26 protein-coding genes, 1 tRNA gene, 1 other RNA gene and 1 pseudogene are annotated in these 26,349 nt (G+C 44.2%); 8 read left to right on the plus strand and 21 right to left on the minus strand.

Annotation, left to right across the window (positions count from 1 at the left end):
- Positions 1-235: 235 nt before the first annotated feature.
- The 5 genes from BUC05_RS20750 to dnaX form a co-directional block, all read right to left on the minus strand.
- The gene (locus BUC05_RS20750; protein WP_011244905.1) at positions 236-499 is read right to left on the minus strand and encodes a pro-sigmaK processing inhibitor BofA family protein; all 264 of its coding nucleotides are present in this window, start codon (positions 497-499) and stop codon (positions 236-238) included.
- A 67-nt stretch (positions 500-566) separates the two neighbouring features.
- Positions 567-794, minus strand: a complete 228-nt coding sequence (locus tag BUC05_RS20755; protein WP_011244904.1) for a YaaL family protein — start codon at positions 792-794, stop codon at positions 567-569.
- A gap of 12 nt (positions 795-806) precedes the next feature.
- Positions 807-1,406, minus strand: coding sequence for a recombination mediator RecR (gene recR / locus BUC05_RS20760; protein ID WP_011244903.1), 600 nt, complete (start codon positions 1,404-1,406; stop codon positions 807-809).
- 12 nt (positions 1,407-1,418) lie between these two features.
- Positions 1,419-1,736, minus strand: coding sequence for a YbaB/EbfC family nucleoid-associated protein (locus tag BUC05_RS20765; RefSeq protein ID WP_011244902.1), 318 nt, complete (start codon positions 1,734-1,736; stop codon positions 1,419-1,421).
- A gap of 9 nt (positions 1,737-1,745) precedes the next feature.
- Positions 1,746-3,428 (minus strand): DNA polymerase III subunit gamma/tau, encoded by a 1,683-nt coding sequence (dnaX, locus tag BUC05_RS20770; RefSeq protein ID WP_073305903.1) that lies wholly within the window; start codon positions 3,426-3,428, stop codon positions 1,746-1,748.
- A 154-nt stretch (positions 3,429-3,582) separates the two neighbouring features.
- Between dnaX and BUC05_RS20775 the strand changes: the two genes are divergently transcribed.
- Complete coding sequence (locus tag BUC05_RS20775; RefSeq protein WP_073305905.1) at positions 3,583-4,248, plus strand: RNA polymerase sigma factor; 666 nt, start codon at positions 3,583-3,585, stop codon at positions 4,246-4,248.
- A gap of 19 nt (positions 4,249-4,267) precedes the next feature.
- Positions 4,268-4,849 carry an ATP-dependent Clp protease proteolytic subunit gene (locus BUC05_RS20780; protein WP_073305907.1) on the plus strand — a complete coding sequence of 194 codons (582 nt, stop codon included), beginning with the start codon at positions 4,268-4,270 and terminating at the stop codon, positions 4,847-4,849.
- A gap of 190 nt (positions 4,850-5,039) precedes the next feature.
- Here BUC05_RS20780 and ffs read toward each other — a convergent pair.
- From ffs to BUC05_RS20795, 3 genes are all read right to left on the minus strand, one after another.
- Positions 5,040-5,306: signal recognition particle sRNA large type (gene ffs, locus BUC05_RS20785), an RNA gene on the minus strand.
- A 78-nt stretch (positions 5,307-5,384) separates the two neighbouring features.
- On the minus strand, positions 5,385-5,882 hold the full coding sequence (gene tadA / locus BUC05_RS20790; protein WP_035202587.1) for a tRNA adenosine(34) deaminase TadA: 498 nt from the start codon (positions 5,880-5,882) through the stop codon (positions 5,385-5,387).
- A 104-nt stretch (positions 5,883-5,986) separates the two neighbouring features.
- A tRNA-Ser gene (locus tag BUC05_RS20795) sits at positions 5,987-6,079 on the minus strand.
- Positions 6,080-6,755: 676 nt separating this feature from the next.
- Here BUC05_RS20795 and BUC05_RS21585 point away from each other — a divergent pair.
- Positions 6,756-6,926 carry a hypothetical protein gene (locus BUC05_RS21585; RefSeq protein WP_167369594.1) on the plus strand — a complete coding sequence of 57 codons (171 nt, stop codon included), beginning with the start codon at positions 6,756-6,758 and terminating at the stop codon, positions 6,924-6,926.
- Between the two features lie 79 nt (positions 6,927-7,005).
- Here BUC05_RS21585 and BUC05_RS20800 read toward each other — a convergent pair whose 3' ends face one another.
- The gene (locus BUC05_RS20800) at positions 7,006-7,740 is read right to left on the minus strand and encodes a hypothetical protein (RefSeq protein ID WP_073305909.1); all 735 of its coding nucleotides are present in this window, start codon (positions 7,738-7,740) and stop codon (positions 7,006-7,008) included.
- Positions 7,741-8,667: 927 nt separating this feature from the next.
- Positions 8,668-10,272 carry a glutathione ABC transporter substrate-binding protein gene (locus tag BUC05_RS20805; RefSeq protein ID WP_073305911.1) on the minus strand — a complete coding sequence of 535 codons (1,605 nt, stop codon included), beginning with the start codon at positions 10,270-10,272 and terminating at the stop codon, positions 8,668-8,670.
- A gap of 495 nt (positions 10,273-10,767) precedes the next feature.
- Here BUC05_RS20805 and BUC05_RS20810 point away from each other — a divergent pair, with 495 nt between their 5' ends.
- Genes BUC05_RS20810 through BUC05_RS20825 form a run of 4 tightly spaced genes read left to right on the plus strand, consistent with a single transcriptional unit; the run spans position 10,768 to position 14,669 of the window.
- Positions 10,768-11,658: an ABC transporter permease gene (locus tag BUC05_RS20810; RefSeq protein ID WP_011244896.1), complete on the plus strand. Its 891-nt coding sequence runs from the start codon at positions 10,768-10,770 to the stop codon at positions 11,656-11,658.
- Between the two features lie 22 nt (positions 11,659-11,680).
- Positions 11,681-12,631, plus strand: a complete 951-nt coding sequence (locus BUC05_RS20815) for an ABC transporter permease (RefSeq protein WP_011244895.1) — start codon at positions 11,681-11,683, stop codon at positions 12,629-12,631.
- A gap of 18 nt (positions 12,632-12,649) precedes the next feature.
- On the plus strand, positions 12,650-13,681 hold the full coding sequence (locus BUC05_RS20820) for an ABC transporter ATP-binding protein (RefSeq protein ID WP_011244894.1): 1,032 nt from the start codon (positions 12,650-12,652) through the stop codon (positions 13,679-13,681).
- A complete protein-coding gene (locus tag BUC05_RS20825) occupies positions 13,650-14,669 on the plus strand; it encodes an ABC transporter ATP-binding protein (RefSeq protein WP_011244893.1) in 1,020 nt (339 codons plus the stop codon). Before BUC05_RS20820 ends, BUC05_RS20825 begins: the two co-directional genes overlap by 32 nt.
- Positions 14,670-14,725: 56 nt before the next feature.
- On the opposite strand, the gene BUC05_RS20830 is transcribed toward BUC05_RS20825, so the two are convergent.
- From BUC05_RS20830 to BUC05_RS20840, 3 genes are read right to left on the minus strand one after another with little or no spacing between them, the layout of a single operon-like run.
- Entirely contained in the window at positions 14,726-15,448 is a 723-nt protein-coding gene (locus BUC05_RS20830) for an amino acid ABC transporter ATP-binding protein (RefSeq protein ID WP_011244892.1), read from the minus strand.
- Complete coding sequence (locus tag BUC05_RS20835) at positions 15,445-16,083, minus strand: amino acid ABC transporter permease (protein WP_011244891.1); 639 nt, start codon at positions 16,081-16,083, stop codon at positions 15,445-15,447. The genes BUC05_RS20830 and BUC05_RS20835 overlap by 4 nt, the downstream gene beginning before the upstream one ends.
- A gap of 41 nt (positions 16,084-16,124) precedes the next feature.
- On the minus strand, positions 16,125-16,925 hold the full coding sequence (locus BUC05_RS20840; RefSeq protein WP_011244890.1) for a transporter substrate-binding domain-containing protein: 801 nt from the start codon (positions 16,923-16,925) through the stop codon (positions 16,125-16,127).
- Between the two features lie 262 nt (positions 16,926-17,187).
- Here BUC05_RS20840 and BUC05_RS22125 point away from each other — a divergent pair, with 262 nt between their 5' ends.
- Positions 17,188-17,580 (plus strand): PH domain-containing protein, encoded by a 393-nt coding sequence (locus BUC05_RS22125; protein ID WP_368037985.1) that lies wholly within the window; start codon positions 17,188-17,190, stop codon positions 17,578-17,580.
- A gap of 173 nt (positions 17,581-17,753) precedes the next feature.
- On the opposite strand, the gene BUC05_RS20850 is transcribed toward BUC05_RS22125, so the two are convergent.
- The 8 genes and pseudogenes from BUC05_RS20850 to BUC05_RS21975 all read right to left on the minus strand — a co-directional run.
- A complete protein-coding gene (locus tag BUC05_RS20850; RefSeq protein ID WP_073305915.1) occupies positions 17,754-19,199 on the minus strand; it encodes an aldehyde dehydrogenase family protein in 1,446 nt (481 codons plus the stop codon).
- A 13-nt stretch (positions 19,200-19,212) separates the two neighbouring features.
- Complete coding sequence (locus tag BUC05_RS20855; RefSeq protein ID WP_073305916.1) at positions 19,213-20,271, minus strand: homoserine dehydrogenase; 1,059 nt, start codon at positions 20,269-20,271, stop codon at positions 19,213-19,215.
- An 8-nt stretch (positions 20,272-20,279) separates the two neighbouring features.
- Positions 20,280-21,473, minus strand: a complete 1,194-nt coding sequence (locus BUC05_RS20860; RefSeq protein WP_073305919.1) for a M20 metallopeptidase family protein — start codon at positions 21,471-21,473, stop codon at positions 20,280-20,282.
- A 2-nt stretch (positions 21,474-21,475) separates the two neighbouring features.
- Entirely contained in the window at positions 21,476-22,675 is a 1,200-nt protein-coding gene (locus tag BUC05_RS20865) for a cystathionine gamma-synthase family protein (RefSeq protein WP_063609830.1), read from the minus strand.
- A gap of 18 nt (positions 22,676-22,693) precedes the next feature.
- Positions 22,694-23,884: a M24 family metallopeptidase gene (locus BUC05_RS20870; protein ID WP_073305921.1), complete on the minus strand. Its 1,191-nt coding sequence runs from the start codon at positions 23,882-23,884 to the stop codon at positions 22,694-22,696.
- A gap of 219 nt (positions 23,885-24,103) precedes the next feature.
- Positions 24,104-24,340 (minus strand): YczI family protein, encoded by a 237-nt coding sequence (locus tag BUC05_RS21835; RefSeq protein WP_041823472.1) that lies wholly within the window; start codon positions 24,338-24,340, stop codon positions 24,104-24,106.
- Positions 24,341-24,564: 224 nt separating this feature from the next.
- Positions 24,565-25,983: a Na+/H+ antiporter NhaC gene (gene nhaC, locus BUC05_RS20880; RefSeq protein WP_073305923.1), complete on the minus strand. Its 1,419-nt coding sequence runs from the start codon at positions 25,981-25,983 to the stop codon at positions 24,565-24,567.
- A 232-nt stretch (positions 25,984-26,215) separates the two neighbouring features.
- A pseudogene (locus BUC05_RS21975) lies at positions 26,216-26,296 on the minus strand (Glu/Leu/Phe/Val dehydrogenase dimerization domain-containing protein); the annotation flags it as partial.
- Positions 26,297-26,349: the final 53 nt, after the last annotated feature.

Consider the following 26,349-nt stretch of genomic DNA (forward strand, 5'->3'; position numbering starts at 1 on the left):
TTTTACGCTTGGCTTTTGTTCAGTTTTCAAAGGACTCGTTTGTCGCCGTTCTCTCTTGGCGACTCAATTAATATATCATGTTTCCGCCAATAAAGTCAATATCTTTTTCAAAAAAACTTTAAAACTACTGTTCTTTTGTGGCGCAAGAAGTAATATAACATGGATTAAATGAGGAATGCAATAAGAAATAACAAAAAAACCGCTGGAAAAAGATAGAATCATTTTTTCCGCGGTTTCAAAGAATGAGTTGTTGCACAGCTACAAGCAAAAGCATCCCTGGCAAACCAAGTAGCGCGACAGTCGTTGCTGTAATGGCATTAATAGGAATAAACAAACCCGTTGCGGTTGCAAATGAGTTTAGCAAGAACAACAACAGTGTGGCGATAATCAACCGGACGCCGATTTGTCCAGCTACTCGCAATGGCTTTACTGGCGCTCCTATAATCAAGAGCAAAACGACAATACCACCTAATATGGACAATATAAGCCAAGATTCCATCCTATCACCTCAAAGAGAGCTCGTCTTGCTTTACTGTATGATCGACACAACAAAAAAAGACCCTAAATCAGGATCCTTTTTGTTTTCGCCTATGGCGGACTCGCGCTTCCCGTAGAAGGAGGGAATAAAGCGCCTCGGCTCGTTTCACTTGATTCACTAATTCTTCAGAAGGGTCTACACTATGCGCTAACAGCTTCTTTTGATAATCGATCGATTCTTTTTGGCGTTCCAACATTTCGTACAACATTGCTTCTTCTTCTTTACGAAGAACGCCTTTTTTTCGAAAACCTAACATCAAGATGCCACCTTACAATTCGCGTCTACCTTCAATTGCTTTAGAAAGCGTTACTTCATCAGCATATTCCAAATCGCCACCGACAGGCAAACCATGGGCTAGGCGCGTCACTTTAATGCCAGTAGGTTTAATTAAGCGTGAAATATACATCGCCGTTGCCTCTCCTTCAATGGTTGGATTGGTGGCAACAATGACTTCTTTTACGCTCTCGTCATCCTGCAAACGTTTGATCAGTTCCGCGATTTTAATATCTTCTGGCCCGATTCCATCCATCGGCGAAATCGCCCCGTGTAAAACATGGTAAAGCCCGGTGTATTCCCGCATTTTCTCCATTGCAATTAAATCTCGTGATTCTTGGACAACACAAATCGTTGTACGGTCTCTATGCTTATCTTCACAAATTTGGCATGGATCCGTATCTGTGATGTTATGGCATTGAGAGCAGTAAGTTAAATCCCGTTTTGCATGGACAAGGGCTTTCGCAAACTCAAGCACATCGTCTTCCTTCATATCAAGGACATGAAAGGCAAGGCGGCTTGCTGTTTTTGGCCCAATTCCCGGGAGCCTCGTGAACCCTTCTATTAATTTTGCAATCGGTCTCGGGTATTGCAATCTCTTAGCCCCCTAGAACATTCCTGGCATGTTCAGTCCTTTAGTGAATTTCCCAAGGTCTTGTTCAACCAATTCGTCGACTTTCTTCAGCGCTTCATTTGTTGCGGCAATAATAAGATCTTGTAGCATTTCAACATCATCAGGGTCAACGACATCTTCAGAAATGTTCACTTCCAAAATCCGTTTGTCCCCGGAAGCAATAACAGTCACCATTCCGCCGCCGACAGTTGCTTCAACAGTTTTTTCTTTTAACTCCTCTTGTGCTTTCATCATTTGTTTTTGCATTTTTTGCATTTGCTTCATCATATTACCCATGTTCTTCATTTCCATCCATCTCCTTTAGGAATCAATGATTTCAATCAAATCTTCGCCAACTAGCTTAACTGCCTCATCAATCAACGGATCAGCTTCTTGCGGATGATCAGTTTGTTTGTCTTTCATATATTCAGCCTTTATTTGCTGCCATTGTTGGTTCAGCAATGTCACAAAATCATGGCGATTGCCAAATGTTTGCTTTAGCACTTGGCAAAGAACGCCTCGAAACTTTGTATCCATCATATCACGATGCATTTCATTTTGAAACGCTAACAGTACCTTCGTGTCCGAAGCGGCAACGGGTTTAGAGTCGCTTAGCCATGCATGGGCAGGCACACTCTCCCCTTTTATTTTCTCCATAATCGTGCCCCACTGGCTTACCGTCTCTTGCAAATCGGCTTTATTGGCGTTTTCTAATAGTTCACGCGCAGCGGCAGGAGTCGCCTTTCCTTGCTGTGGCGCCCTTGGCTGCACACGCCGCCGTTCCTTTTGGGCAGGCGCCGGCTCGCTTTTATCAAATGTGTTTCCCTGTTTGACTGAGGCAAGCTCCTCTTCAAGGCGCTTCACTTTTTCTTGCAGTGCGCGCATTTCTTCATTGCCCACTTGCGCCGTGTCTTGAGCAGGTGCAAGCTGCATCAATTTCATCACAGCCATTTCAAGCACGATCTTTGGCTGGAGCGCCCATTTCATTTCTTGTTGGCTTTCCGAAAGGCTCTGAATGGCAGCATAAATAAACGGCCTGCTATAAGATTCGGCCACTTGAACAAATGCATCATCAAGCACAGCTCTTTCAAACAAATCGGCTGTTTCAGGCGCTGTTTTATACAACAACAAGTCTCGATAGTATAACAGCAAATCTTCCAAAAGCCTTTTCGGGTCTTTTCCGCCTTTGAGCGTTTCGTCAATGGTTTCCAGGACGAGGCGCGCATTTTGCTTTTCCAACGCTGCTGCCAATTGATGCAGCGCTTCTCGGGAAACAGCGCCGGTAATTGTTAAAACATCTTCGGTAGAGACTTTTTCATCTGAAAAGGAAATGGCTTGATCAAGCAAACTAAGGGCATCACGGGCGCCTCCATCAGCTGCTCGGGCAATCAGCTCAATCGCCTCTTCTTCATAAGGCTGTTGGTTGCTGTCAAGTATGAACTTCATCCGATTGATTAGCGCTTCATTTGAGATTGGTTTAAAATCAAAGCGTTGGCACCGCGAAAGAATCGTTAACGGAATTTTGTGGGGCTCCGTCGTTGCCAAAATAAAAATCACATGAGCTGGCGGTTCTTCTAATGTTTTTAAAAGGGCATTAAAAGCCCCTGTTGAAAGCATATGGACTTCATCTATAATATACACTTTATAGGCAACTTCGCTCGGCGCAAATTTCACTTTGTCGCGTATATCACGTATTTCATCTACGCCATTATTGGAAGCCGCGTCAATTTCAATCACATCGACAACCGAACCAGTCGTAATTCCTACACAGGCATCGCACTCATTACAAGGTTCTGCGACTGGAGCTTGTTTGCAGTTGATCGCTTTGGCGACAATTTTCGCTGCACTCGTTTTCCCCGTCCCCCGTGGGCCTGAAAACAAGTAGGCGTGCGCAAGCTTTTGTTGCAAAAGTGCGTTTTTAAGTGTTTTTGTAATATGTGATTGCCCAACAACATCTTCCAGTAACTGTGGGCGCCACACACGGTAAAGGGCTTGATAGCTCATCGGCTCCCCCCTTCTTCTTCATTCGGTATCATTATTATAGCCTTTTCTATTTCTGGTTTAAAGAGCGCTCCACAAAAACTTGTTTTGCCCGTATCCTTTTTGCTCGCAAGAACGTTCTTATTTATATAGAAAGCAAAAGAAAGGAGGTGCTTCGATGACAAGCAACCGCACAGCTGACTTTCAAAAGGCTTGGGATAAATACGCCCAAAGTACAAAGAATCACTGTTTGGCTTTAACAAAAAATCGCTGGGAAGCGGAAGATTTATACCATGACACATGGCTCAAAGCTTGGTCCCATTGGCACAAAGCAGGCTTAACTCGACTCACAAATGCTTATTTCACTACGATTGCCAAGCATACATTTATCGACCGCTGCCGTAAAACCAAAAGGCAGCCTTCGCAAAAACCTTTGGTTGAGGGAAGTGCTGCCATGTTTAACGCCGGCTCAGACATTGATTATTTGCTTAAACCGCTTGTATCAAGCCTGACAGTCAAGCAACTAGGCATGTTTTTGCTTGCAGACGTGTACAAATGGCCGTTAAAAGACATTGCCCAGGCGTGCCAGCAGTCACTAGGATCTGTGAAAGCCACTCTGTTTCGGGCACGGCAAAACGTATCCAAACATGTGCGCGGACATTTGGAGAAGGACTGGCAACTGGCAGACGAGCAAGCTTTGCATGTCCAACTGCTTGTAAAAGCACTGACTGAAGAAAATACCGCATTGATTGTGCAATTGGTAAATGAGACCGTTCCAGCGTCTGTTTTGTATAGCAAGGATATGAAAATGCAAACGCCAGCACCACAGGCGCTGGCTGCTTAAGTAAAAAGGAGCGACTTTGATGAACATACCGATTCCATATGTGATGGAACAAACCCATTACGGGGAGCGGAGTTACGACATTTACTCTCGTCTCTTGAAAGACCGGATTATTTTTATCGGCGATGAAATTACCGACACTCTTGCGAACAGCGTCACAGCCCAACTGCTTTTCCTTGCCTCTACCGATCCTGAAAAAGACATTTCCATTTACATTAACAGCCCTGGCGGCTCCGTTTCTGCGGGCTTTGCCATCCTCGATACGATGCTCTACATCAAACCAGATATCCAAACGATTTGCACCGGGATGGCCGCCTCATTTGCAGCTGTTCTTCTAGTAGGAGGGACCAAAGGCAAACGCTGCGCTTTGCCCCATGCAGAAGTCATGATTCATCAACCTCATGGCGGCATGAAAGGGCAAGCGTCTGATATGGACATTTACGCACAGCGGATTTTGAAACAACGCAAAGAAATTAACCACTTCATCGCGGAAAGGACTGGACAAACGCCTGACAAAATCGCCACCGACAGCGAACGTGACTACTTTATGAGCGCTGCGGAAGCAAAAGACTATGGCGTAATCGATAACATTCTTCCAGTCTAACTTGTATCGAGCGGCGGCAGGTCACTGCCGCTCGTTTCTATATAATATTGCCAAGTATGAAAAGTCTTTGGCTAAAATAAAAACGCCCCATTCAGCCAGGCAATACTGACCGATGGAACGTCGTTTCATTCATTTCGTTTTTAAGCTATGCGGCACACATTATCTCGCATCTACAAAAATATAGTAAATACCGTGCACCTTTCCTCGATAACAGCGCCACAAGCGTTACCTGAGCAGTTAGCTCGATCCAGGCACCTCTGCGGCACACGGAAGGGTCCACTTACTGCTGCTTCCTTCCGGACCTGACAGGGTTCATGGGTTTCCGTTGCGCAGAACCCAAACGTCAACACCACTTACTCAGGGCAGGCCTTGCAGCACCGAAACCTCAAAAAGGGATTCAACCTCGCTATAGCGGATTGCGAGTTACAGGGCACCGCTACCTCCCCATCTAGCACGGCAAATTGTAAATAAAGGTAAGCACCTAAAGGTAAGGTGCAAGTTCAAGTATACTAGATCGACTAGACAAATGCAACCGTTAACGGCCTTCTTGCAAATCCTGTTTTTTCCTTTTTTGGTCAGCGCGCAGTTTCCGGAAAAATGCCGACAACTTCTCTCCACATCTTTCTTCCAGCACGCCGCTAATCACTTCACAACGATGGTTAAAACGCTCCTCTTGTAAAAGATTCATCAATGTGCCAGCACAGCCAGCTTTTTGGTCCCGTGCTCCGTAAACAACAGTTTGAATACGCGATTGCACAATCGCGCCAGCACACATCGGGCATGGTTCGAGGGTGACATATAGCGTGCAGCCTTCCAGCCGCCAAGCGCCTAGTTTTTTGTTTGCCTGTTCAATCGCCAACAGTTCCGCATGGGCGAGCGCTGAATGGTTGGCCTCACGCAAATTGTAGGCAGAGGCGATGAGCTTGCCTTCTTTTATAATCACTGCGCCAATCGGCACTTCACCGATTTCCTCTGCCTTTGCTGCCTCTTCTAAAGCCACATTCATCCATTTTTCATGTGTTCCTTGATCCATCGATGACCATCACACTCCTGATCGTGTTAAACGATTCCTTGTTATCACTATATAATGATAAAGAAAAACACGGCCACTCCAGTGGTCGTGTGTATATGCGAATATGGCGGAGGAAGAGGGATTCGAACCCCCGCGCGGTGTGACCCGCCTGTCGGTTTTCAAGACCGATCCCTTCAGCCAGACTTGGGTATTCCTCCGTTTAACTGACAGGAAATATCATATCAGATAACCTTGTAAAACACAAGTACAGGGAAACCAAAAAAACAGCCTGTAGTCAAAAATGATTGTAATGTTTTTCCTTAGATTGTAGACAAAATTTCAGAAAATGATTCTCATAGGCGTTTTGTTGATCATAAAGATTTAAATGTTTTTGAGTGTGGAGGAGTGTTCCTCCTCCAACTCTTGGTGGCTTTTTCAAGTTTCATCGTAGTAACAAACATCGTCTACATTTCATTGTTTCGGCCTTTTTAGATTAGTACAATGAATCTAAAACCAACGGTAGGCTTACCCTGTACACTTTTTTCTATCTTTTATTATAAGCAAGACTACTCGATATTACCGAGACTTGGTCAATAGCTAAATGTTTTTACTTACAACTAAAAACAATCTTCTAGACATGTGATGAATGCTTACTCACATTCTATTGATAAATTGTTTATTACAATATTCCCTATATTTAGCATGGTTATCAAATAACTCGGCATGCAAGGTCAAATATCATCCAAATGCAACGGGGAAAGCCAAAATAATTTATGATGAAATAATAAAGAAGCTTAATTTAGGTGTGTCAGTCATGGACATTCATCGTGACACTGATCTTTCAAGAGACACAATCTGCCGTATTAAGCGAGATTGGGAAGGGAGAAAATAGTTATGAAATGGATACAAACGCACGATCAAGGTTACACTCACGAATTTGAATTGGAAGGTGACAGGTCTATCACGAGAAAAATTGTAGGAATAATTGATAGTGCAAAATCTAAATTACGTTCGTTATTTGGTTCTGACGTTGAAATTGATACATTTGATGAGATGGATGAATGAAGTTACTAGCGGACACTACATAGAAATAAACAAGACTAGAGAACTCTAGTCTTGTTTATTTTGTTTTATGATACGCCAACTAATTGTTTGAGATAAACTCTTCTAAATCAGAAATACTGTCAATATCTGCATTTCCAAGATAGTCGTCAAATACTTGATACTCTTGATGAACGTCTACAGATATATCATCTCTATGTTCAGTAACTCGATTTATGAACGTAACATCACCTTCAGTTTCAACTTCTAAATCTGAATCCAGTTGTCCCTGCATTCTTTTAGTATTGAATTCGACGCTTCCATCTTCTTCAATCTCTATTACATGTGCGCTCCAAGCACCTGTATAAAGACCTTCTTCAATATAACTACTGTCTTGAAGTAACAAAACATACTCTTTATCCATATCAATTTCTTCGTAATCAATCATTTCGACTACAACTTCTCCCAAATCTTCTCCGTTGTCACTTAGAATAGGAATTGTGTCGGAAACACCTATAGCAGTTAGAATGGTATCTGAAACGTCTCCTTTTAATGACTCTGTTACCTCGAAGTCATAAAAGTGCCCCTCTGCATACAACTCATCAGCAGGTTGAGTAGGATCATCAGCCGTGCGAATAAGATTTTCAGTTTTTATAAATTCAGTAAACTTTCCTTTGACAATAACTTCGGTGTCTTGAATGATTTCTTCTAAGCTTCCCGGAATGTATTCATCTGAATCGTCATTCATCTGGTAAACCGTTTCTTCTGAATCATTACAAGCAACTAAAGTGCTAATTAATATAATTGATCCTAAAGTAGTTATAAATTTTTTATTCATTCTATGTCCTCCTATTCATTTATCTTCTATTTACGTTAGCTATATCAGTTGCAGTACCTTGTATCAATGTACTGCGATTACGATTTGTATTCATTATTGAATTACCACTCGTACGATCAGCAAGCCCCAACATGTGACCAAGTTCATGAGAAGCCACGCTCTCTCTAACATTAGCATTATTGCGAATTTGGCTCAAATGAGTGTTTAGATACGTATGGAAAGGCGTTGTGCGACCAGCTCGACCTTGATAAAGGATCCTACCATAAGTATTAGGTCTTGCAGGATCACTGTAGGCAGTCATTAAACTTGAAGATGAAGCGCTATATCTAATTATATGCCTATTTTGATTATTAGATCATTTTGTGTAAGCGTTACTTTAATCGGCGTCGAATCGAACCTATTTCTGGCACACAAATCCTTTGTCCCATAGCATTTGAATGTGATAAAAGATTTGATACAAACACGTCGCTATTCCGAATCAACACGTATAATTTTCCCTAAACGTAGAAAAATGTGTAATCTATTCCCCCAAAGCCAACTTAAATAACCAACGGTAGGCACAATGGTTTTAACTTCTTTGATCGTATGGTGTATCGGAGAAATGCCAAAGATGTATTAGATGTACACTATTCTAATCAACACCCCAGGACCGACACTCGAACGGCCGAATCCTTTGAGTAAGATCTTCGACTAGTTCCATGAAATCAAAGTCAAAGGCCGCATCGAGCCTCATCCTCTGTTACCAGCTAATCAGTCCACACCATTTCCATTTGCATAAGCTTATCTTCCAACTATTTGGACAACGTCCTTCATCACCCTGCACCTTTTCTCCCCTTTTAAATATAAAAAAGCCTGTCGACTGTCTCGGTAAAAACCGATACATTGTCGACAGGCTGGAAAGCTGCCAACATTGGCAGCCCTTCATTTTTATTGCTCAATATACGTGTCGTGGAACAAGAAGTCGCCTGCAGGCGAAACGGCAATGTTTTTCACTTCATCGCGGACGCCATTCAAATATTTTTTCGTTGTTGTAAACACAACTGGCACTTCTTCATTTAAGATTGTTTGTGCTTCAGCATAAAGCTCATTACGCTTATCTTCATCTATTTCTTTGGCAGCTTCATCTAAAATCGCATCCAAATCAGGATTTGAGTAGAACGAACGGTTGCCTGGCTCACCCATGCTATCAGAATGGAAGAGCGGCGCTAACGCGTAGTCTGCATCTCCTGTAGCTGAGCTCCAGCCAAGGATAAACATTTCATGTTCACCGTTTGCCGTTGCATCCAAATATGTTGCCCATTCTTGGATATTGATGTCAACCGTAATGTTCAGATCAGCTAGTTGATTTTGGATGTATTGCGCTAAATCAACACGTGCCGCTGTATCATTCGTAGAAAGTGTTACTTCAAAGCCATCTTCATAGCCTGCTTCTGCAAGCAATTCTTTCGCAGCTTCTACATCATAAGAAAGCGGCTCTGCATTTGGATCATGGCCAATAACGCCAGGAGAAACTGGGCTTGTTGCCGGAAGTTCATAGCCGTCTAAAATATCGTTAGCAATTACATTTTTATCAATCGCCATTGCAATTGCTTGGCGGACGCGGACATCATCAAAAGGCTCTTTCTCAGTATTAAAGCCAAAGTAAGAAGCAGAAATGCTTTCCGTTTCTAACAAATGTGCGCCGTCTGTTGCTTGCAATTGAGCAACACCTGACACGTCAAGCGGTTCAATAAAATGAGAGCTTCCTGTTTCCAGTTCCGCTAAACGCGTGTTGCCATCTGGAACCGTTTTGAACGTGACAGAATCAAGTTTTGCTGGCTCGCCCCAATACTCTTCGTTTTTCTTAAAGACAAGTTCAGAAGAACCGATTTGGCCGCTTTCATATTTAAAATAACCTGTTCCTGCTGGGTTTGCATTCACTTCAGTCGAAGGTTGCTCGCCGTTTTCCATCGCCTCATAGTCAGCGTCGATAACGTCAGGGCTAATCATAAAACCAGCGTTATGAGCAAAGCTATAAATGAGTGGCGCAAACGGTTCTTCCGTCACGAACTCAATTTCATAGTCGTTGATGACGTTAATTTCTGAAATCTCTTCAAATAAAAACGCCCGTGGTGAGGCAAGTGCTTCATCGGTAATACGTTCAATATTCTTTTTAACGGCTTCTGCATTGAATTCCGCGCCGTCATGGAATTTAACACCTTCTTGCAATTTGAACGTCAACGCTGTTCCCTCGTCATTCCACTCATAACCCGTTGCCAGACTTGGTTGTAGTTCCATGTTTTCGTCAAAATCGACTAATGTTTCATAAACTTGCCCTTGGACTTGGCCAGATGGCACGTCATTGACTTGGTGCGGGTCTAAGGCAACAATGTCAGAGTTCATTGCTACAACAAGATCGCCGCCTTGTCCGCTTTCTTCTGCGCCTTCTCCGCCGCCCGTGTTTGTGTTTTCATCTGGTTCACTGGAGCATGCAGCGAGTCCAGCAGCTACAGTTAAAGCCATAACACCGTATAACGGTTTTTTTACATTCATTATTTTTATCCCCCTTGTTCTCTTAAATTTCTGTAAAACAAATTTCACTATATACTATTTTACACAAATAAACAATGTCCTGCTTTAAACATTCACATTAATCGGGACTTTAGTCATAATTATTTATACTAATATATTGATTTACTTGATTTTAATGGTAATATACTATGTTTTATTGCTTTCTTCAGCGCATTTCTTTTATTTTCCTATTATAATAGCGACCATTTTCCACTCTTGGTTCACAAGAGTGGATCGGAAAGTATGTTCCCATTCGTTTCATAATCGGTCTCAAGGATGCCAACTGGATTTATAGTGACTCACCCCTGATTCGATAAATCTCCATAAAACTGTGTTCAAATCCGAAAATTCCCTTTGCATATGTCGACATTATTCGCTAAAATACTATATTAAGATTGCTATTTTAGATTGTTTTCGTTTTAAAACGTGTTGTATAATCAGATGATGCGTATAAGTTGAAAAGAAAGGAAGTTGAATATGTCTCAGGATACTGCAAGTCAGCCAATCGGCCAAGTTGCACAAAAGCCTTGGGTGCGAAATTGGAAGGCTTTTTTAGGTCGTTTGTTGTCGAACAAGTCTGCCGTCTTTGGCGGATCGCTGATTATTATTCTAGCAATCTTAGCCGTCATCGGTCCTTGGATTGCTCCACAAGGCATTAATGAACAAGACTTTGCACTTAAATTACAAGGACCTACTACTGAACATTGGTTCGGCACCGATGATTTTGGCCGTGATGTGTTCTCACGTATTTTACACGGTTTAAGCATTACGTTTCGTATTGGTTTCGTTTCCGTCGCCATCGCCGGCACGGTTGGAACCGTTATTGGCATTATTTCTGGCTACTATGGCGGTAAGCTCGATGCGATTATTATGCGGATTATGGATATTCTTTTAGCATTTCCAAGCATTATCCTTGCACTTGCAATCGTTGCGACACTCGGGCCTGGCTTGAATAACATTATTCTTGCGGTAGCAATCAGCGCATTTCCAGTATTTGCACGGATTGCAAGAGGCTCAACACTATCTGTCAAAAAATTAGAATATATCGATGCTGTAAAAGCGCTGGGTGCTAGCGATACTCGCATTATTTTTAAGCATATATTACCAAATACAATGTCGCCATTAATTGTACAATCGACTTTATCGATTGCAACTGGTGTTTTATCTGCCGCAGGCCTCTCTTTTCTTGGTTTAGGCGTTTCGCCTCCTAGCCCTGAATGGGGTGCGATGTTAAATAGCGGAAAAGTATACATGTTCCAGGCTCCGCATATGACCTACGCCCCTGGACTAGCAATTGTCTTGTTTGTCCTCGCCTTTAACCTGTTCGGCGATGGGCTTCGTGATGCGCTTGATCCAAAGACAAAGTAATTTATAGAAAAGAGGTGCACCTATGTTTAAGTTTTTAGTCCGCAGATTGCTCCAGCTCATACCTGTTATCATCGGGGTAACATTAATTGTTTTTTCATTAATGCATTTTATTCCTGGCGACCCCGCTCAAGTACTTGCAGGCGAATCGGCTACGCCTCAACAAATCGAAGCCATTAATGAACGACTCGGTCTAAATGACCCTTATCCAGTTCAATATTTTCGTTATATGACCAACTTAGTTCAATTCGATTTAGGGAATTCTTTACGGAATGGACAGCCTGTTTCTGATTTAATTCTTCAGCGAATAGGCATAACGCTCGAACTTTCGATATACAGTACGATTCTCAGTATTTTTCTTGGCTTGATTGCAGGTGTCCTGTCTGCCACAAAGCGTGGTTCATTCCGTGATTCTGCGATTATGGTGTTGGCTTTGTTTGGGATGTCCATGCCAAACTTTTGGCTTGGCCTTGTGCTGATCCAATGGTTCGCATTAGGAAACATTCCATTTATCGGAAAATTCATCGATACAGCTTGGTTTCCTCCTTCTGGGTGGGGCAGCTTTGAGCAACTTGTGCTACCTGTATTTATGCTTGGCATTTCAGGGGCAGCGATTGTTGCCCGGATGACTCGTTCCAGCATGCTAGAAGTTATTAACCAAGACTATATTCGCACGGCCCGTGCCAAAGGGGTTAGGGAGCGGATTGTTATTTATCAACATGCTTTAAAAAACGCGTTAATTCCAGTTATTACCGTAGTCGGTTTGAGCTTTGGCAGCTTGCTTGGCGGTGCCGTTCTCGCCGAGAGCGTGTTTGCCATTAACGGAATGGGCCGGCTAATTTACGACGCGATTAACAACCGTGACTTTCCTGTCATGCAAGGTGGCATTTTAGTTGCTTCGCTTTTATTCGTCCTTGTTAACTTGCTTGTAGACATTGCCTATCGATTCGTAAACAAACGGGTTGAAACGGAATAAATCGTTTAAGAGAAAGGAGTGAGACGATTGGCTAATGATCCGATCTTGCAAATACGTGATCTACGTACTTCTTTTTTCACAAAGGAATTAGAAGTAAAAGCGGTAGATGGTGTGACATTTGATGTGGAAAAAGGAAAAACGCTTGGCATTGTTGGGGAATCGGGTTCTGGTAAAAGCATTACGTCCCTATCAATATTAAATTTGCTCTCACATCCAGGAAAAGTGGTCGGTGGGGAGATTTTGTTTAAGGGCGATGATTTGTTGAAAAAAACGCCTGCGCAAATGCGGAAAATTCGCGGCAACGAAATTTCGATGATTTTCCAGGAGCCGATGACATCGTTAAACCCGACCTTTACAGTCGGGCAGCAAATTAGTGAGTCTTTTCGCATTCACGAACATTTATCCAAAAAAGAAGCACGCGCTCGTTCCATTGAGATGTTGAAACTGGTTGGCATTCCTTCTCCTGAGAAACGGATTGACCAATACCCGTTTGAGCTTTCAGGCGGAATGCGGCAACGTGTCATGATTGCAATCGCTCTTGCGTGCAACCCACACTTGCTCATTGCGGATGAACCGACAACCGCACTCGATGTGACGATTCAAGCGCAAATTCTTGAGTTAATTAAAGACTTGCAAAATCGCCTTGGCATGTCTGTTATTATGATTACTCATGACCTTGGGGTTGTAGCGGAGACATGCGACAACGTCGCCGTGATGTACGGTGGACAAGTCGTGGAGTACGCCTCTGTCCATGACTTGTTTACAAAACCGCGCCACCCATATACAGTCGGCCTTATGCAATCGTTGCCGCGCCATGATGAAGACGTAGAAGGCGATCTGTCTATTATAAAAGGTTCTGTGCCAGCGCCAGCCGATATGCCAAAAGGCTGCCGTTTTGCGCCTCGCTGCCCATTTGCAAGCGACATTTGCAAAGAGCTGCCTGAACTCGAAACAAATGAAGACGGCAGCCAAATCCGCTGCTGGATTTACACGGATAAATGGGATAAGCCGGAGGTGAATGTACGTGAGCAATACGCTACTAAAAGTTGACCATTTAAAGCAATATTTCCCGATTAAAGGGGGCTTCTTAGGACGGACGGTCAACCATGTCAAAGCGGTTGATGACATTTCGTTTGAAGTCAAAGAAGGCGAAACGGTCTCGATTGTAGGTGAGTCCGGCTGCGGAAAGTCTACAACTGGCCGGGCAATTCTCCGTCTTGACGAACCGACTTCAGGAAAAATCCAGTTCCAAGGCGAAGATTTGCTCTCATTGAACCGTAACCAAATGCGGAAAAAACGCAAAGACTTGCAAATTATTTTCCAAGATCCGTATGCATCGATCAACCCGCGGCAAACGGTTCGCCAAGTGCTTTCAGAAGCGATGGCCATCCAAGGCGTTGCGCCTGCCAGGGATCATGATCGGCTTATTCGCGAACTAATGAAAACGGTCGGTTTAGGCGAACACCAAATTGATCGCTTCCCTCACGAATTTAGTGGCGGCCAGCGTCAACGCGTTGGAATCGCCAGAGCCTTAGCTGTGAATCCAAAATTGATCATTTGCGACGAAGCGGTTTCCGCGCTTGATGTATCGATCCAAGCACAAGTCATTAACTTGCTCAAAAAATTGCAACGGGAACTAAAATTAACGTATTTGTTTATTTCCCATGACTTAGGTGTCGTCCGTCATATTTCAGACCGCGTCATTGTCATGTATCTTGGCCGCATTGTGGAAATGGGCGATAAAAAATCGGTTTTCGATAATCCTCAGCATCCGTATACAAAAGCGTTGCTGTCTGCGATTCCAAAACCGGATCCGAGCATAAAAAAAGAGCGCATCATTTTGCAAGGCGACGTGCCATCGCCAATTGATCCCCCAAGCGGATGCCGTTTTCATACACGTTGTCCATTTGCAACAGAAAAATGCAAAACAGAAGTCCCTGAATTGCGGACAACCAAAGGAATGGCAAATAGCCATGCCGGAGCATGCCATTATATGGAGGAAATTTCTTCTGGCGAACACCAACCTGCTTATTCTTAAAAACGCGTTAAAGCCTGCTTTTGGCCATTTTGATGGCCGAAAGCAGGCTTTTATGTTTACAAGACTTTGCTTAAAAACGATTTTGTCCGCTCGTTTTTCGTTTGTTCAAAAATCTCTACAGGCGTGCCCTCTTCAACAAGGCGACCCTCATCCATAAAGAAAACGCGATCACCGACTTCACGGGCAAACCCCATTTCATGTGTGACGACAATCATCGTCATCCCTTCCAATGCCAATTCTTTCATGACAGAAAGGACGTCGCCGACAAGCTCAGGGTCCAGTGCGGACGTCGGTTCATCAAACAGCATCACTTTCGGATTCATTGACAACGCTCTTGCAATCGCCACACGCTGTTTTTGTCCGCCTGACAAGCTGGCCGGGTAAGCATCTGCTTTATCCTCTAAACCGACTTTCTCAAGAAGCTTCTTGGCTGCCGCCACCGCTTCCCCTTTTTCAATGCCCCGCACTTTCAATGGCGCAAGTGTGATATTTTCCAATACTGTCTTGTGAGGAAACAAATTAAAATGTTGAAACACCATGCCCACTTCCTGGCGCACAGCGTTAATATTCGTTTTCGGGTCGGCAATATTGACGCCATCAATGACGACTTCCCCAGATGTGATGTCTTCAAGCCGGTTTAAACAGCGGAGAAACGTACTTTTCCCAGAGCCAGACGGGCCAATAATGCAAACGACTTCCTTTTCGCGAATGTCCGTCGTAATTCCCTTTAGTACTTCATGGTCTCCAAACGATTTATGCAAATCCGTTACTTTAATCATGTCCGTTCCAGTCTCCGTTCTGTGTAGCGTAATAAAAGGGAAGCCGGAATCGTGATCGCTAAGTAAAACAGGCAGACAAGCAAGTATGTATCAAAATACGAAGCAGATAAGCCAGTATACGTTCTGCTTTGATACATTAAATCGGCAACGGCGATCGTCGATAAAAGCGACGTATCTTTTAAACTGATAATAAATTGGTTGCCGAATGGAGGGATCATCACTTTAATGGCTTGAGGCCAAATAATATAGCGCATTGTTTGACTCCCTGTTAAACCTAGCGACCTGCCAGCTTCCATTTGCCCTTTGTCTATCGATTGTACCCCGCCGCGGACAATCTCGGCAATATAGGCGCCTGAGTTAATCGCAATGACAAAAATACCAGTATAAAGCGGATCAAACCGTAAATCCAACAGACCTGGAATCCCGAAATGGATAAAAAAGATTTGCGCCAGCAAAGGCGTCCCTCGAATAGCTTCCACAAAAATCGCTGCGATTGCTCTCACAAATCCAATACGAGATAGGCGCATTAATCCGAAAATCGAGCCAACGATACTTCCTAAAAAAACACCGACGAGCGTAATTAAAACCGTGTATTTCAAACCTTCCCATAAAAAAGGCAATGCCCCAAAATCCATTTTTTATCTCACCTCTTGATGAAAGCTGGCATAGCGATGTTTCACATGCCTTCTGGTCGTTCTCCGAAGTACTTTTCATAAATATCGCCGTACGTGCCGTTTTCCATGAGCGTCGCCAGCGCTTCATTTACTGGTTCAACGAGGTCTGAGCCTTTTGGAAAGGCAATCCCATATTCCTCACCTGTTAAACGCTCGCCTACCATTTTCATTTGTCCTTCTCCTTGCTGTTGCATGAAATACTGCACATTAGGCATGTCATATAAAACGGCATCGACGTGGCCAGCAAGCAACGCTTGGTAGGCTTCTGTAATTTCAGGGTAAGCATCCACTTGCGCCTCCGTATTATCTTCTAAATACGTTTGGCTCGTCGATGACAGCCTTGTCGCCACTTTTGTGGACGAAGTAATGTCGTCTATCGATTCGATCACATCATCCTCTTCTGCTACCGTAAGGACTAAGCCCGATTCATAATAAGGGTCGGAAAAATCAATGTTTTCTTTACGTTCTTCGGTAATGGTCATCCCATTAATGGCAGCGTCATAACTTCCTTGTTCAATCCCCGACAATGCCCCAGAAAAATCCATTTGCTGAAATTCAACAGCAAAACCAGCTTCTTCAGCGATCGCTTTCATTAATTCGATGTCAAAGCCTGTTAGTTCATTTGTCTCTAAATCAATAAACTCAAATGGGACAAAATTATTATCGGTAGCCACTTGGTAAGTTTCAACATTGTCACCATCCGCCCCGCCTGTATGGTCGCTCGTCCCTGTTTCACTATTATTACAAGCTGCGAGGACGAGAACAGCACTTGCTACAAAGGCAGTCCCTATTCGTATGGTCATAGCCATCCCCCTTTTTCTTTTTTTCTGTTAATTATGCTAGTTTAGCATGTTGGTATTGTTAGTACAAAAGCGTTTATCCTTGTTCTCCCTCGGTGAGCACAAGCTTGGTTAAGGAATACCTCGCTTTTCTAGTTCATTCGCTATTTAGCAGCCAATAGACCACTCATTCATATGATATCATTCTTACAAAAACAGGCGGTGGCCGTAATTGGTTTTTAAAAGCGAAAAAGGAATCACTTATTCAGTGATCATGTATTCCCTCATGATCGTATTAAGCATCGATATTGTCTTTGACTTGAATGTAGCCGCTTTCCCAGTGCAAAACGCTTTTATAAAAAAGCCCGTATTGGTACTGTTTTTGCTCCTGATTGTTTCGATATTTTTCAGGACAAAGTATGTCCTTAAACCAAAGTCAAAAACCATCGTCGTTGTGTTTGGTTTTTATAAGAAAACAATCAACATCAATACAATTAACGCGATGAGGTTTACAAAGGATTTTTTCGCTTCCCCTGCGCTCTCAAGCAACAAAATTGAAATCGAATACAGTCACTCTAATCTTATTCGAATTTCTCCTAAAGAGAAGCAGTTATTCATAGAACAAGTGAAAAAAATCAATCCTGACATACACATAAAGCAAACAAAAAGAAAGTACTAGGATGCTAAAAATCCAGTTCGACGGCGAATTTCTAAGACCGGCTTAACGTTAAAAATCTCTTTCCCACTGAAGCGGCTTATCTACCTATACTTAAAAACCAATCACATAGCCTAATAGAAAATCCGAGGCTTAGGCTATAAGCTGAGGTTGGGAACAATCTGTTCCCAACCTCTTTACCCATTATCGCGTAATTTAAAACAAACCACTTTCTGTTCTGTCATCTCTAATATAGAAAACTTTACGCCTTCTCGTCCTAATCCTGATTGCTTTGTTCCTCCAAATGGCATCGCATCAATGCGGAAATCGGAGCTATCATTGACCATGACACCGCCTGCTTCCAGCTCTCGAATTGCCTGAAAAACAGCATTCATATTCTCTGTAAATAAGCCCGCATGCAAGCCATAGTCCGATTGGTTGGCCCTTTCAATTCCCTCTGCAAGAGACTTGATTTTATAAAGCAAGACCACTGGCCCAAAGACTTCTTCTTTAGCGAGCATGCACTCATCTGGAACGTTTTCAAGTACAGTCGGTTCATAAAAAGCGCCGCGCCTCTTGCCTCCGCATAAAAGGGCTGCGCCCATCCGCAGGGCATCGTCTACCATGAACGCAACACGCTTTGCTTCTTTTTCAGATATAAGGGGGCCCATATCGGTCTTTTCAGATAGTTTCTCACCCATCAAGTAAGCACAGGACTGTTTGACAAACAGCTCCTTAAAGCGGTCATAAACCTCTTCGTGGACGTACAAGCGCTGCACGCCTATGCAGTTTTGCCCCGCTGCCCAGAAGGCACCGCTCACATTTGCTTTTACTGCGTCTTCAATCTGGGCATCCTCAAGGACGATGACTGGTGAATTAGAGCCAAGTTCCATGCTTTTTTTCTTCAAACCTGCCTTTTTGGCAATTTCAAGCCCAGCCTCCATTCCCCCTGTGAAGGAAACCATTCGCACGTCAGGATGGGTGATGAGCACATCGCCAACTTCACTGCCCAATCCGGTCATAACGGACAGAATCCCTTTTGGCAAACCTGCTTCCATAAAGGCTTCGGCTAACAAGAGTGCGCTTAATGGCGTTGCTGTTGCCGGTTTTAGCACAATCGCATTGCCTGCAGCAATAGCTGGGCCAATCTTATGGGCGACCAAATTCAGGGGATCGTTAAAAGGCGTAATGGCGCCAATGATGCCAAGAGGATGTCGTTCATAATAACCAAAGCGCCCTGTTCCCCCTGGGGACTGGTCAAACGGAATCGTTTCACCGGTTATTCGGCGTGCCTCTTCCGCGCACAGTCGCAATGTCTCGACACACCGCCCCGTCTCCTTCCGTGCTTCGCGAATCGTTTTGCTCCCTTCTGTAGCAATGGTCCGTGCAAATCGTTCTTTGTGGGCATCAACAAAATCGGCAGCTCGATTTAAAATGGCCATTCGCTTGTAAACAGGAAGAGAAGCCGATGCTTTCGCCCCCTCCTTTGCACGAGCAATTGCCTGCTCCATATCTGTTTTTGATGCTTTTGGGACAATTGCGACCAACTGATCATTTTCTGGATTTCGGACTTCCATTGTTTCGGTCCGGTCTACCCATTCGCCTGCGAGCAGCATTTGTTGCCGCCTTAAATCCAGTTTCATTGGACCGCCTCCTTTACTGATTCGTCACTTTTCTATTCTCCTCCATAAAAAAGTGGCAATCGACCAAATCACTTAACAAGGCATAGCCAGTTTCCTTCTTGCCTGCCCCTGCCCCTGTCAACGTAATATCCCCCGCTAGGTCGCAGCTGTACGTAATCGCATTTGTGGCGCCGGCAATTGATGAAAGGGGGTGGCTTGAATCAAGCAATATCGGTTTGACAGCCGCCTTCATACCGTCAGCGGTTCTTCGAATTGTGCCAAGCATTTTCCAGGTCTTCCCTTGCTGTTTCGCGGTTTGAATCTCGGCAGCTGATAACGTCTTTAAACCGACCCGTTCCACATCGTCAGGCGTCAGCGCTTCTCCCATAACGGTATTGGCCAGAATGACAATTTTGTATAAAGCATCGTAGCCTTCCACATCGCTTGTCGGATCGGCTTCAGCGTACCCTTTTTCCTGAGCTTGTTTTAAAGCGTCATGATAAGACATCCCGTCTTCCATCTGTGTTAACATATAATTCGTTGTCCCATTTAAAATTCCGTTCACTTCCGTAAACGTATTTCCAATGAGTGCTGTACGGGCTAAGCGTAAAGCCGGCGTTCCGCTCATAACCGTGCCTTCAAAACCAAGGTAGACACCGTTTTCAGCCGCTAACTCTGACAGTTGTTTGTAAGCCATTGCTATCGGCCCTTTATTTGTCATCACTACATGCTTTTTTGCCGCAAATGCCGTTTTGCAGTGTGTGATGGCTGGTTCGCCTGTTTTGATATCCGTAAACGTTGCTTCAACAATGACATCCGCATTGGTCTGCACGATCGTCGTCATTGCATCAAGACCCCTCACAAGCGTAGCGGAGTTAGGATAGTCTTCTAATGAGCCAACGGTTGCTGCCAAGTGAAGCACTTTATCGAGATCGAGACCATTTGGATCATACAATGACCCAATTTTAAAATCGGAAATTGCCACTACTTTAGGCGCCATTCCCGTTTGCTGCCTCGTTTTTTCACATTGATTGGCCAAAATTTCTGCCAACCCTTGGCCGACAACGCCAAAACCAAGAATCGCCAATTTCATGGTCGCACTCACTCCTTTTTATTTAAGGCATCCGCGCATACGCCTGCCATAAGCGCAGCTCCTTTTGAAAGGCAAGCTTCATCGATTTGGAACTGTGGCGTATGCAAATCAAACTCGCCATGTCGAGGCTGGCAACCTAAGAAAAACATCGCCGCTTTTGTCGTTTTGGCCATATGAGCAAAATCCTCACTTCCTAACCCGTAAGGCCCAGTAACAATACGGTCATTTGGATAAAGATGGTGGGCCGCCTGTTTGATTAGCGCAATCGCCTCACTGTCATTCACGAGCGCCGGCTCGCCTCGTTTGACTGTACATGCGCCTTCACCGCCAAATACATTGGCTACAGCAAAAGCATTGCTTACTTCTTCCGTAAGTTTTTTGCGAACATCGTCGTTGTAACAACGGATCGTGCCTTCTACTTCAACGATTTCAGGGATGACGTTGTTTGCTTTGCCGCCATGGATTTGGCCAATGCTAATCACGGCCGGTTCAAGCGGGGAGGAAAAGCGACCAGTCAGTCCGTAAATCGCCGGCAGCACTTGCGAAAGCAACCATATGGCGTCAACGCCTAAATGAGGATACGCGCCGTGCCCCCCGCTGCCTGTAATCGTCCCTTTAAATGCATCAAAGCTGGCCATGCTCGCACCGCTATGGACTTGAATCGCATTTGGACGCAGCCACGGACACATATGAAGCGCAAAGGCGATATCGGCTCCAGCCATCGCCCCTGCTTCTATCATATAGATAGCGCCAGTCTTCCCGGCTTCATCCATCTTCTCTTCGGCTGGCTGAAACAAAAACCGAACTGTGCCGTTTAGGTATCCTGCCTGGTGCCGCTCGCTTAAAATCGTCGCTGCGCCAAGTAAAATCGCCGTATGGGCGTCATGCCCACAAGCGTGCATCGTCCCTTTTTTGATGCTAGCAAATGAATGTGGCAGTTGTTCCTCGATCGGCAATGCATCCATGTCAGCGCGCAAAACCACGGTTTTTCCTTGCTTTCCGGCAAGTTCAGCAACGACGCCATATCCACCGACTTGTTCCGTTACGACCATCCCAGGCAAACGCCTAAGCACCTGGGCCACAAAAGCAGCGGTTTCCTTTTCTTGAAAGCTACGTTCTGGATGTTTATGCAGGTGCCGGCGCCATGTCATAAGCTGATCTTGCAATTGTTCAGCTCGCTCTCGGATTCCAACAACATTCATGTTCAGGCCTCTATTTTGGCAGCCTCGAATGCCTGCTTAAAGTCAGCGATGATGTCCTCTCCATCCTCAATGCCACATGATACGCGAATTAATCCTTCAGGAATGCCCATGGCTGCACGCTCTTGTGGCGTGCATTCGACATGGCTTGTTGTCCGTGCCGGTCCTACTGTCGTCTCAACCGCCCCTAAATTTGCAGCTCGATTGGCAAATGCTAGCTTTGGCAATAAGTGGCGCACTGTATCGACACCGCCAGCAACAGCGAAGCTCAGCATGCCGCCGAAACCAGACATTTGCGCTTTGGCGATTTCGTGGTTAGGGTGGTCAATGAGGCCAGGATAAAAAACAGTTTCGACCTCTTCGACCGTTTGCAAATAAGCAGCGAGCTTCTCGGCATTTTCAGCTTGCCGTTTCACTCGTAATTCAAGTGTTTTCATACCGCGCAATATCAAATAAGCGGCCCAAGGATCCATTGTTGCCCCGTTGATTTCCCGATAGTGGTAAATTGCTTCAATCAGAGACTCATCTAAACCGACGACAACCCCTCCAAGGGCATCTGCATGGCCTCCTAAAAATTTTGTTGCGCTATGGAGAACGAGATCAGCGCCGAGGGTGAGTGGATTTTGATTAACTGGCGTCGCAAACGTATTGTCGACGACAACAAGTGCGCCAACTTGTTTTCCAGCTTCTGCGCAAGCGCGGATGTCAGTAATTTTTACAGTTGGATTGGTGGGCGTCTCTAAATAAACGATCGTGCAGCCTTTAGCCGTTTCTTTTTTGATTTGCTCAACATCCCCTGTTTCACAAAAAACAACATCGATATTTAACTTTGGCAGAAATTCAGTGAAAATTTTATTGGTGCCGCCATATGTGTCTTTAATTGTCACAACGCGGTCTCCTGGCCTTAAAAACGTATAAAGCGTGTTGGAAATAGCCGCCATACCCGTTGAGAAACTAGTTGCTGCATTCGCCCTTTCCAGCACTTTGACTTTATCTTCAAACGCTTGCACGGTCGGGTTTGTATTGCGGCCATAAATGTGGCCTTTTTTTCTGCCAACGGCCACTTCATACCATTCGTCCATATCGTCATAGCCAAAAGCCACACTCGGAATAACCGGCACTTGTGTCGCTCCGTGGACCAAATAGTCTTTTTCTCCTGCCCATACTGCTTTCGTAGCAAACTTGGCGTTGTTCATTTTTGTCATGATAAGCCCCCCAATCAATTATGAAGCAGATGCATTTGGATCATTGGTCAACAGCTGACGCGGAAAATCACAAAGAAGCTCACAGCCATTTTCCGTCACCCGTACCGATTCACTAATTTCGACGCCAAAGTCGTCGTACCACATGCCAGGGATGATATGGAACGTCATATTGGCTTGCAGCACCGTTTTATCTCCCTTTCGAATGCTTGCCGTATGTTCGCCCCAATCAGGTGGATAATTCAATCCAGCTGAATAACCAATACGCGCTTCTTTTTCCAGTCCGTAGCGCCCAATTGTCTTCCTCCAGACGGCTTCCACTTCTTCGCACGTGACTCCAGGCTTCATCCATGCAAGCACTTCATTGAGCCCTTCAACGGCAATTTTGGCTACATCTACAACACGCTGTTGCGGTTTTCCAATCGTCACTGTTCTTGCGAGTGGAGCATGGTAACGTTGATAGCAGCCAGCTAACTCAATGATGACTGTATCTTCGCTCGGATAGCGTTGGTCAGACCACGTAATATGTGGAGCACTTGTTTTCACGCCTGACGGCAAAAGTGGGACAATCGCCGGATAATCGCCGCCAAACTCCTCTGTCCCGGCAATTTGTGCGTGGTATATGGCTGCAACGACATCGCTTTCCCGTGCGCCCGCATTAATGGCATTCATACCGGCATACATCGCCTTGGCCGCAATTTTGCCTGCGCATTTCATATAATGGATTTCCATGTCTGACTTGATGATGCGCACATAGTTGACAAGGTTAGTCGCGTCGACAAACCGGGCGTCCGCCAAGCGTTGCGTCAGGCGTTCATGTGCTTTTGCCGTGTAGTAATACGTATCTGATTCGACGCCAATGCGGCGGTTGCCTTGGCCAATATCAGCCAGAACTTTGGCAATAAAGTCCATTGGGTGGCGATCATCCGATTGCACATAATCGTCAGGGTACGGAATAATCCGTTCATGCATCAACCAAGTTGTCTGCTTGGCAACGTTCGCGTCCATGCCCCGCCCAATCCAAATCGGCTGGTCCTCATCAATTAAGACGACTAGCATTTGATGGACATAAAAGCACCAGCCATTATAACCGGATAAATAATTCATATTGGCTGGGTCAGTGAGCAACAGCACGTCAATGCCTTTTTCACTCATGCGTTCCTTTGTTTTTGCCAAGCGGACCTGATACTCCTCCAATGTGAACGGGAACATGTAAACCAGCCTCCTTTTGAGTAGGTCATTCGTTTCTTTCATTCTACTCATAAGCTGAAGCTATGCAATATTTTGAATGTATGAAAATTCGATCGCTTCTGTAGACATTTTGGCGGATCCCTCGTGTGACTTGCCTCCATCTGAAAAAGATGGCGTTTCTTACCCGCCATCATCCACCGAGACAAAGATAACTTTTAGTCGATACTCCAACTATCAGGGTTAACTTATAAACGTAAAAATTCCAACATAAATACAAAAACCAGAAAGAACAAATACAAAGCAAGCTAAAAATGGCCTCTCTTTTTTAAACTCCGAAAGACCAATCGTCAAAATCATTAACCCACTGAAGAGTGTAGCTAAGGGCTGCAAATAATAGGTATTACTAAAATAACCAATTAGTGCAAAGATGGTTGTAAGTAAGGCAAAAAGTACGCGCCAAGCAAATAACCGATTCAAAAAAATCCCCCTAAAAAAACATTAGCTCACAGTATAACAACCTTATCACTCTTTTCACAACTGTCATCCAGAAATAGATAGAGAATCTCTCTTATTTTTGGGTCAACTCTCATTCTCTGTATATTAAAAAACTCCAGATAGACGATTTAAACACATGTCCACCTAAAGGGGATATGCCTATACAATTCGAATGATACGGGGAGACGGCCATGGCGTTCGTTTCTCTAGATTGTCTTTTCTGTTTGCTTTAAATGAGCTGTTGTTTTATTCGGATGACGGTATATAATGGATTTTCCAAGTAAAGTTAAGATAATCGATAGGAGCGGTACAGTGAAATTTAATATAGCGTATGGTGCATATTGAAAAGCATGTACGCCTAATGTAGCAAAGATAAATACCCCACATGTATTCCATGGCACAAAAACAGACGTCAATGTCCCTCCATCTTCTACGGCGCGAGATAAGTTTTTCGAATGCAACTGGTGGTCCTCATACGATTTTGCATACATTCTAGCAGGAACAACGATCGAAATATATTGTTCCGAACAAGAAACATTGGTGGCAAAACTGGAAAGAACCGTCGTGATAATTAAGCGTTTCGCTGTCTTTGCCCATTTTAAAATTTGCTGAACAATTGCCTGGAGCATGCCAGTGTTTTCAAGTACGCCTCCAAACGTCATCGCCACAATCGTTAAAGAGACGGTGTACATCATGGCCTCCATTCCACCGCCGTTGAATAATTCATCTACCATATGATTACCTGTGTCAATCACGTAACCGTTCTGAAGTGTGGAGACAGCAATACTCCATGCATCTCCTTGGACATAGATTTGACTGAAAAATCCTAATACGATTCCTACACCCAATGCTGGAATTGCTGGTACTTTAAACATCACGAATACGATTACTGCTAGTGGTACAATTAATAGCCAAGGAGAGAGCACAAAGTTTTCTTGAAGTGAAGCCATTGTTCTTTCTATGTCAGCAAAACTGGCTGTATTTCCCTCTACCTCGTTTCTGCCAAGAAACCAATAAACAATTAGCGAGATCAGAAGTGCAGGAATCGTGGACACAAGCATACATTTAATATGTTCAAACAAGTCTGTCCCTGTTAAGCCAGCAGCAAGATTCGTTGTATCGGATAATGGCGAAAGTTTATCTCCAAAATACGCTCCTGAGATCACTGCCCCAGCGACCATTGCCACCGGTATTCCCATACTTAAACCAATCCCCATGCCAGCTACGCCAATCGTTGCCATCGTAGACCATGAACTGCCAATCGACAGAGACACGGCAGCGCATATGACACAGATTGAAACTAAAAAGAAAGACGGACTCATTATTTTTAATCCGTAAAAGACCATTGTTGCGACAATTCCCCCACCTATCCATGCACCGATCGTTAATCCGACAAGAATAATAATGACAACGGCTGGTAAAGCAAGTTTAATCCCTTTATACATGCTTTCTTCAATTTCATTCCATTTAAAACCTGCTTTCATTGCCATTAATGCAGCTACGGCGGTTCCAATCATCAATGGAATGTGAGGGTCTCCTTCTAATCCCACGATTGTCACAGCCATTGCTGTAATCATGGTAATGAGTGGCAACAGTGCGAACCAAAACGAAATGTCTTTCTTCATTTTTCTCCCCCTTGTATGTCTCTAACAAATCCAGGCAAGCGCTTACATTTATGTAGACACTAGAAACAGTAAAAAGCTAAGCCCACGCCCTAAAATGTGTAGCTTCAGCTGCTTTTCGAATCCCGACCATATGAAGCCAGTCGCATGTTTACGCAAATAGTCAATACGGATAAGGCTCTATTTTCATCCATGCCATCATTTGTGCGTTTGTAAAGGCGTCTGGCGCTGAAATGCCTTTGGTCGGGCCAACAGCATCATTGTGCTGGGCCCGATGGCCTGTAAATCCTTTTGTTTTTCCATTATCCATGCGGATTAGCTCTTTTAATCATTCATACATTCCATCTGAATCGCCTAGACCGCAACTGC

Origin of the sequence: Shouchella rhizosphaerae (assembly GCF_900142675.1) — a bacterium.
Taxonomy (GTDB): domain Bacteria; phylum Bacillota; class Bacilli; order Bacillales; family Bacillaceae_D; genus Shouchella; species Shouchella rhizosphaerae.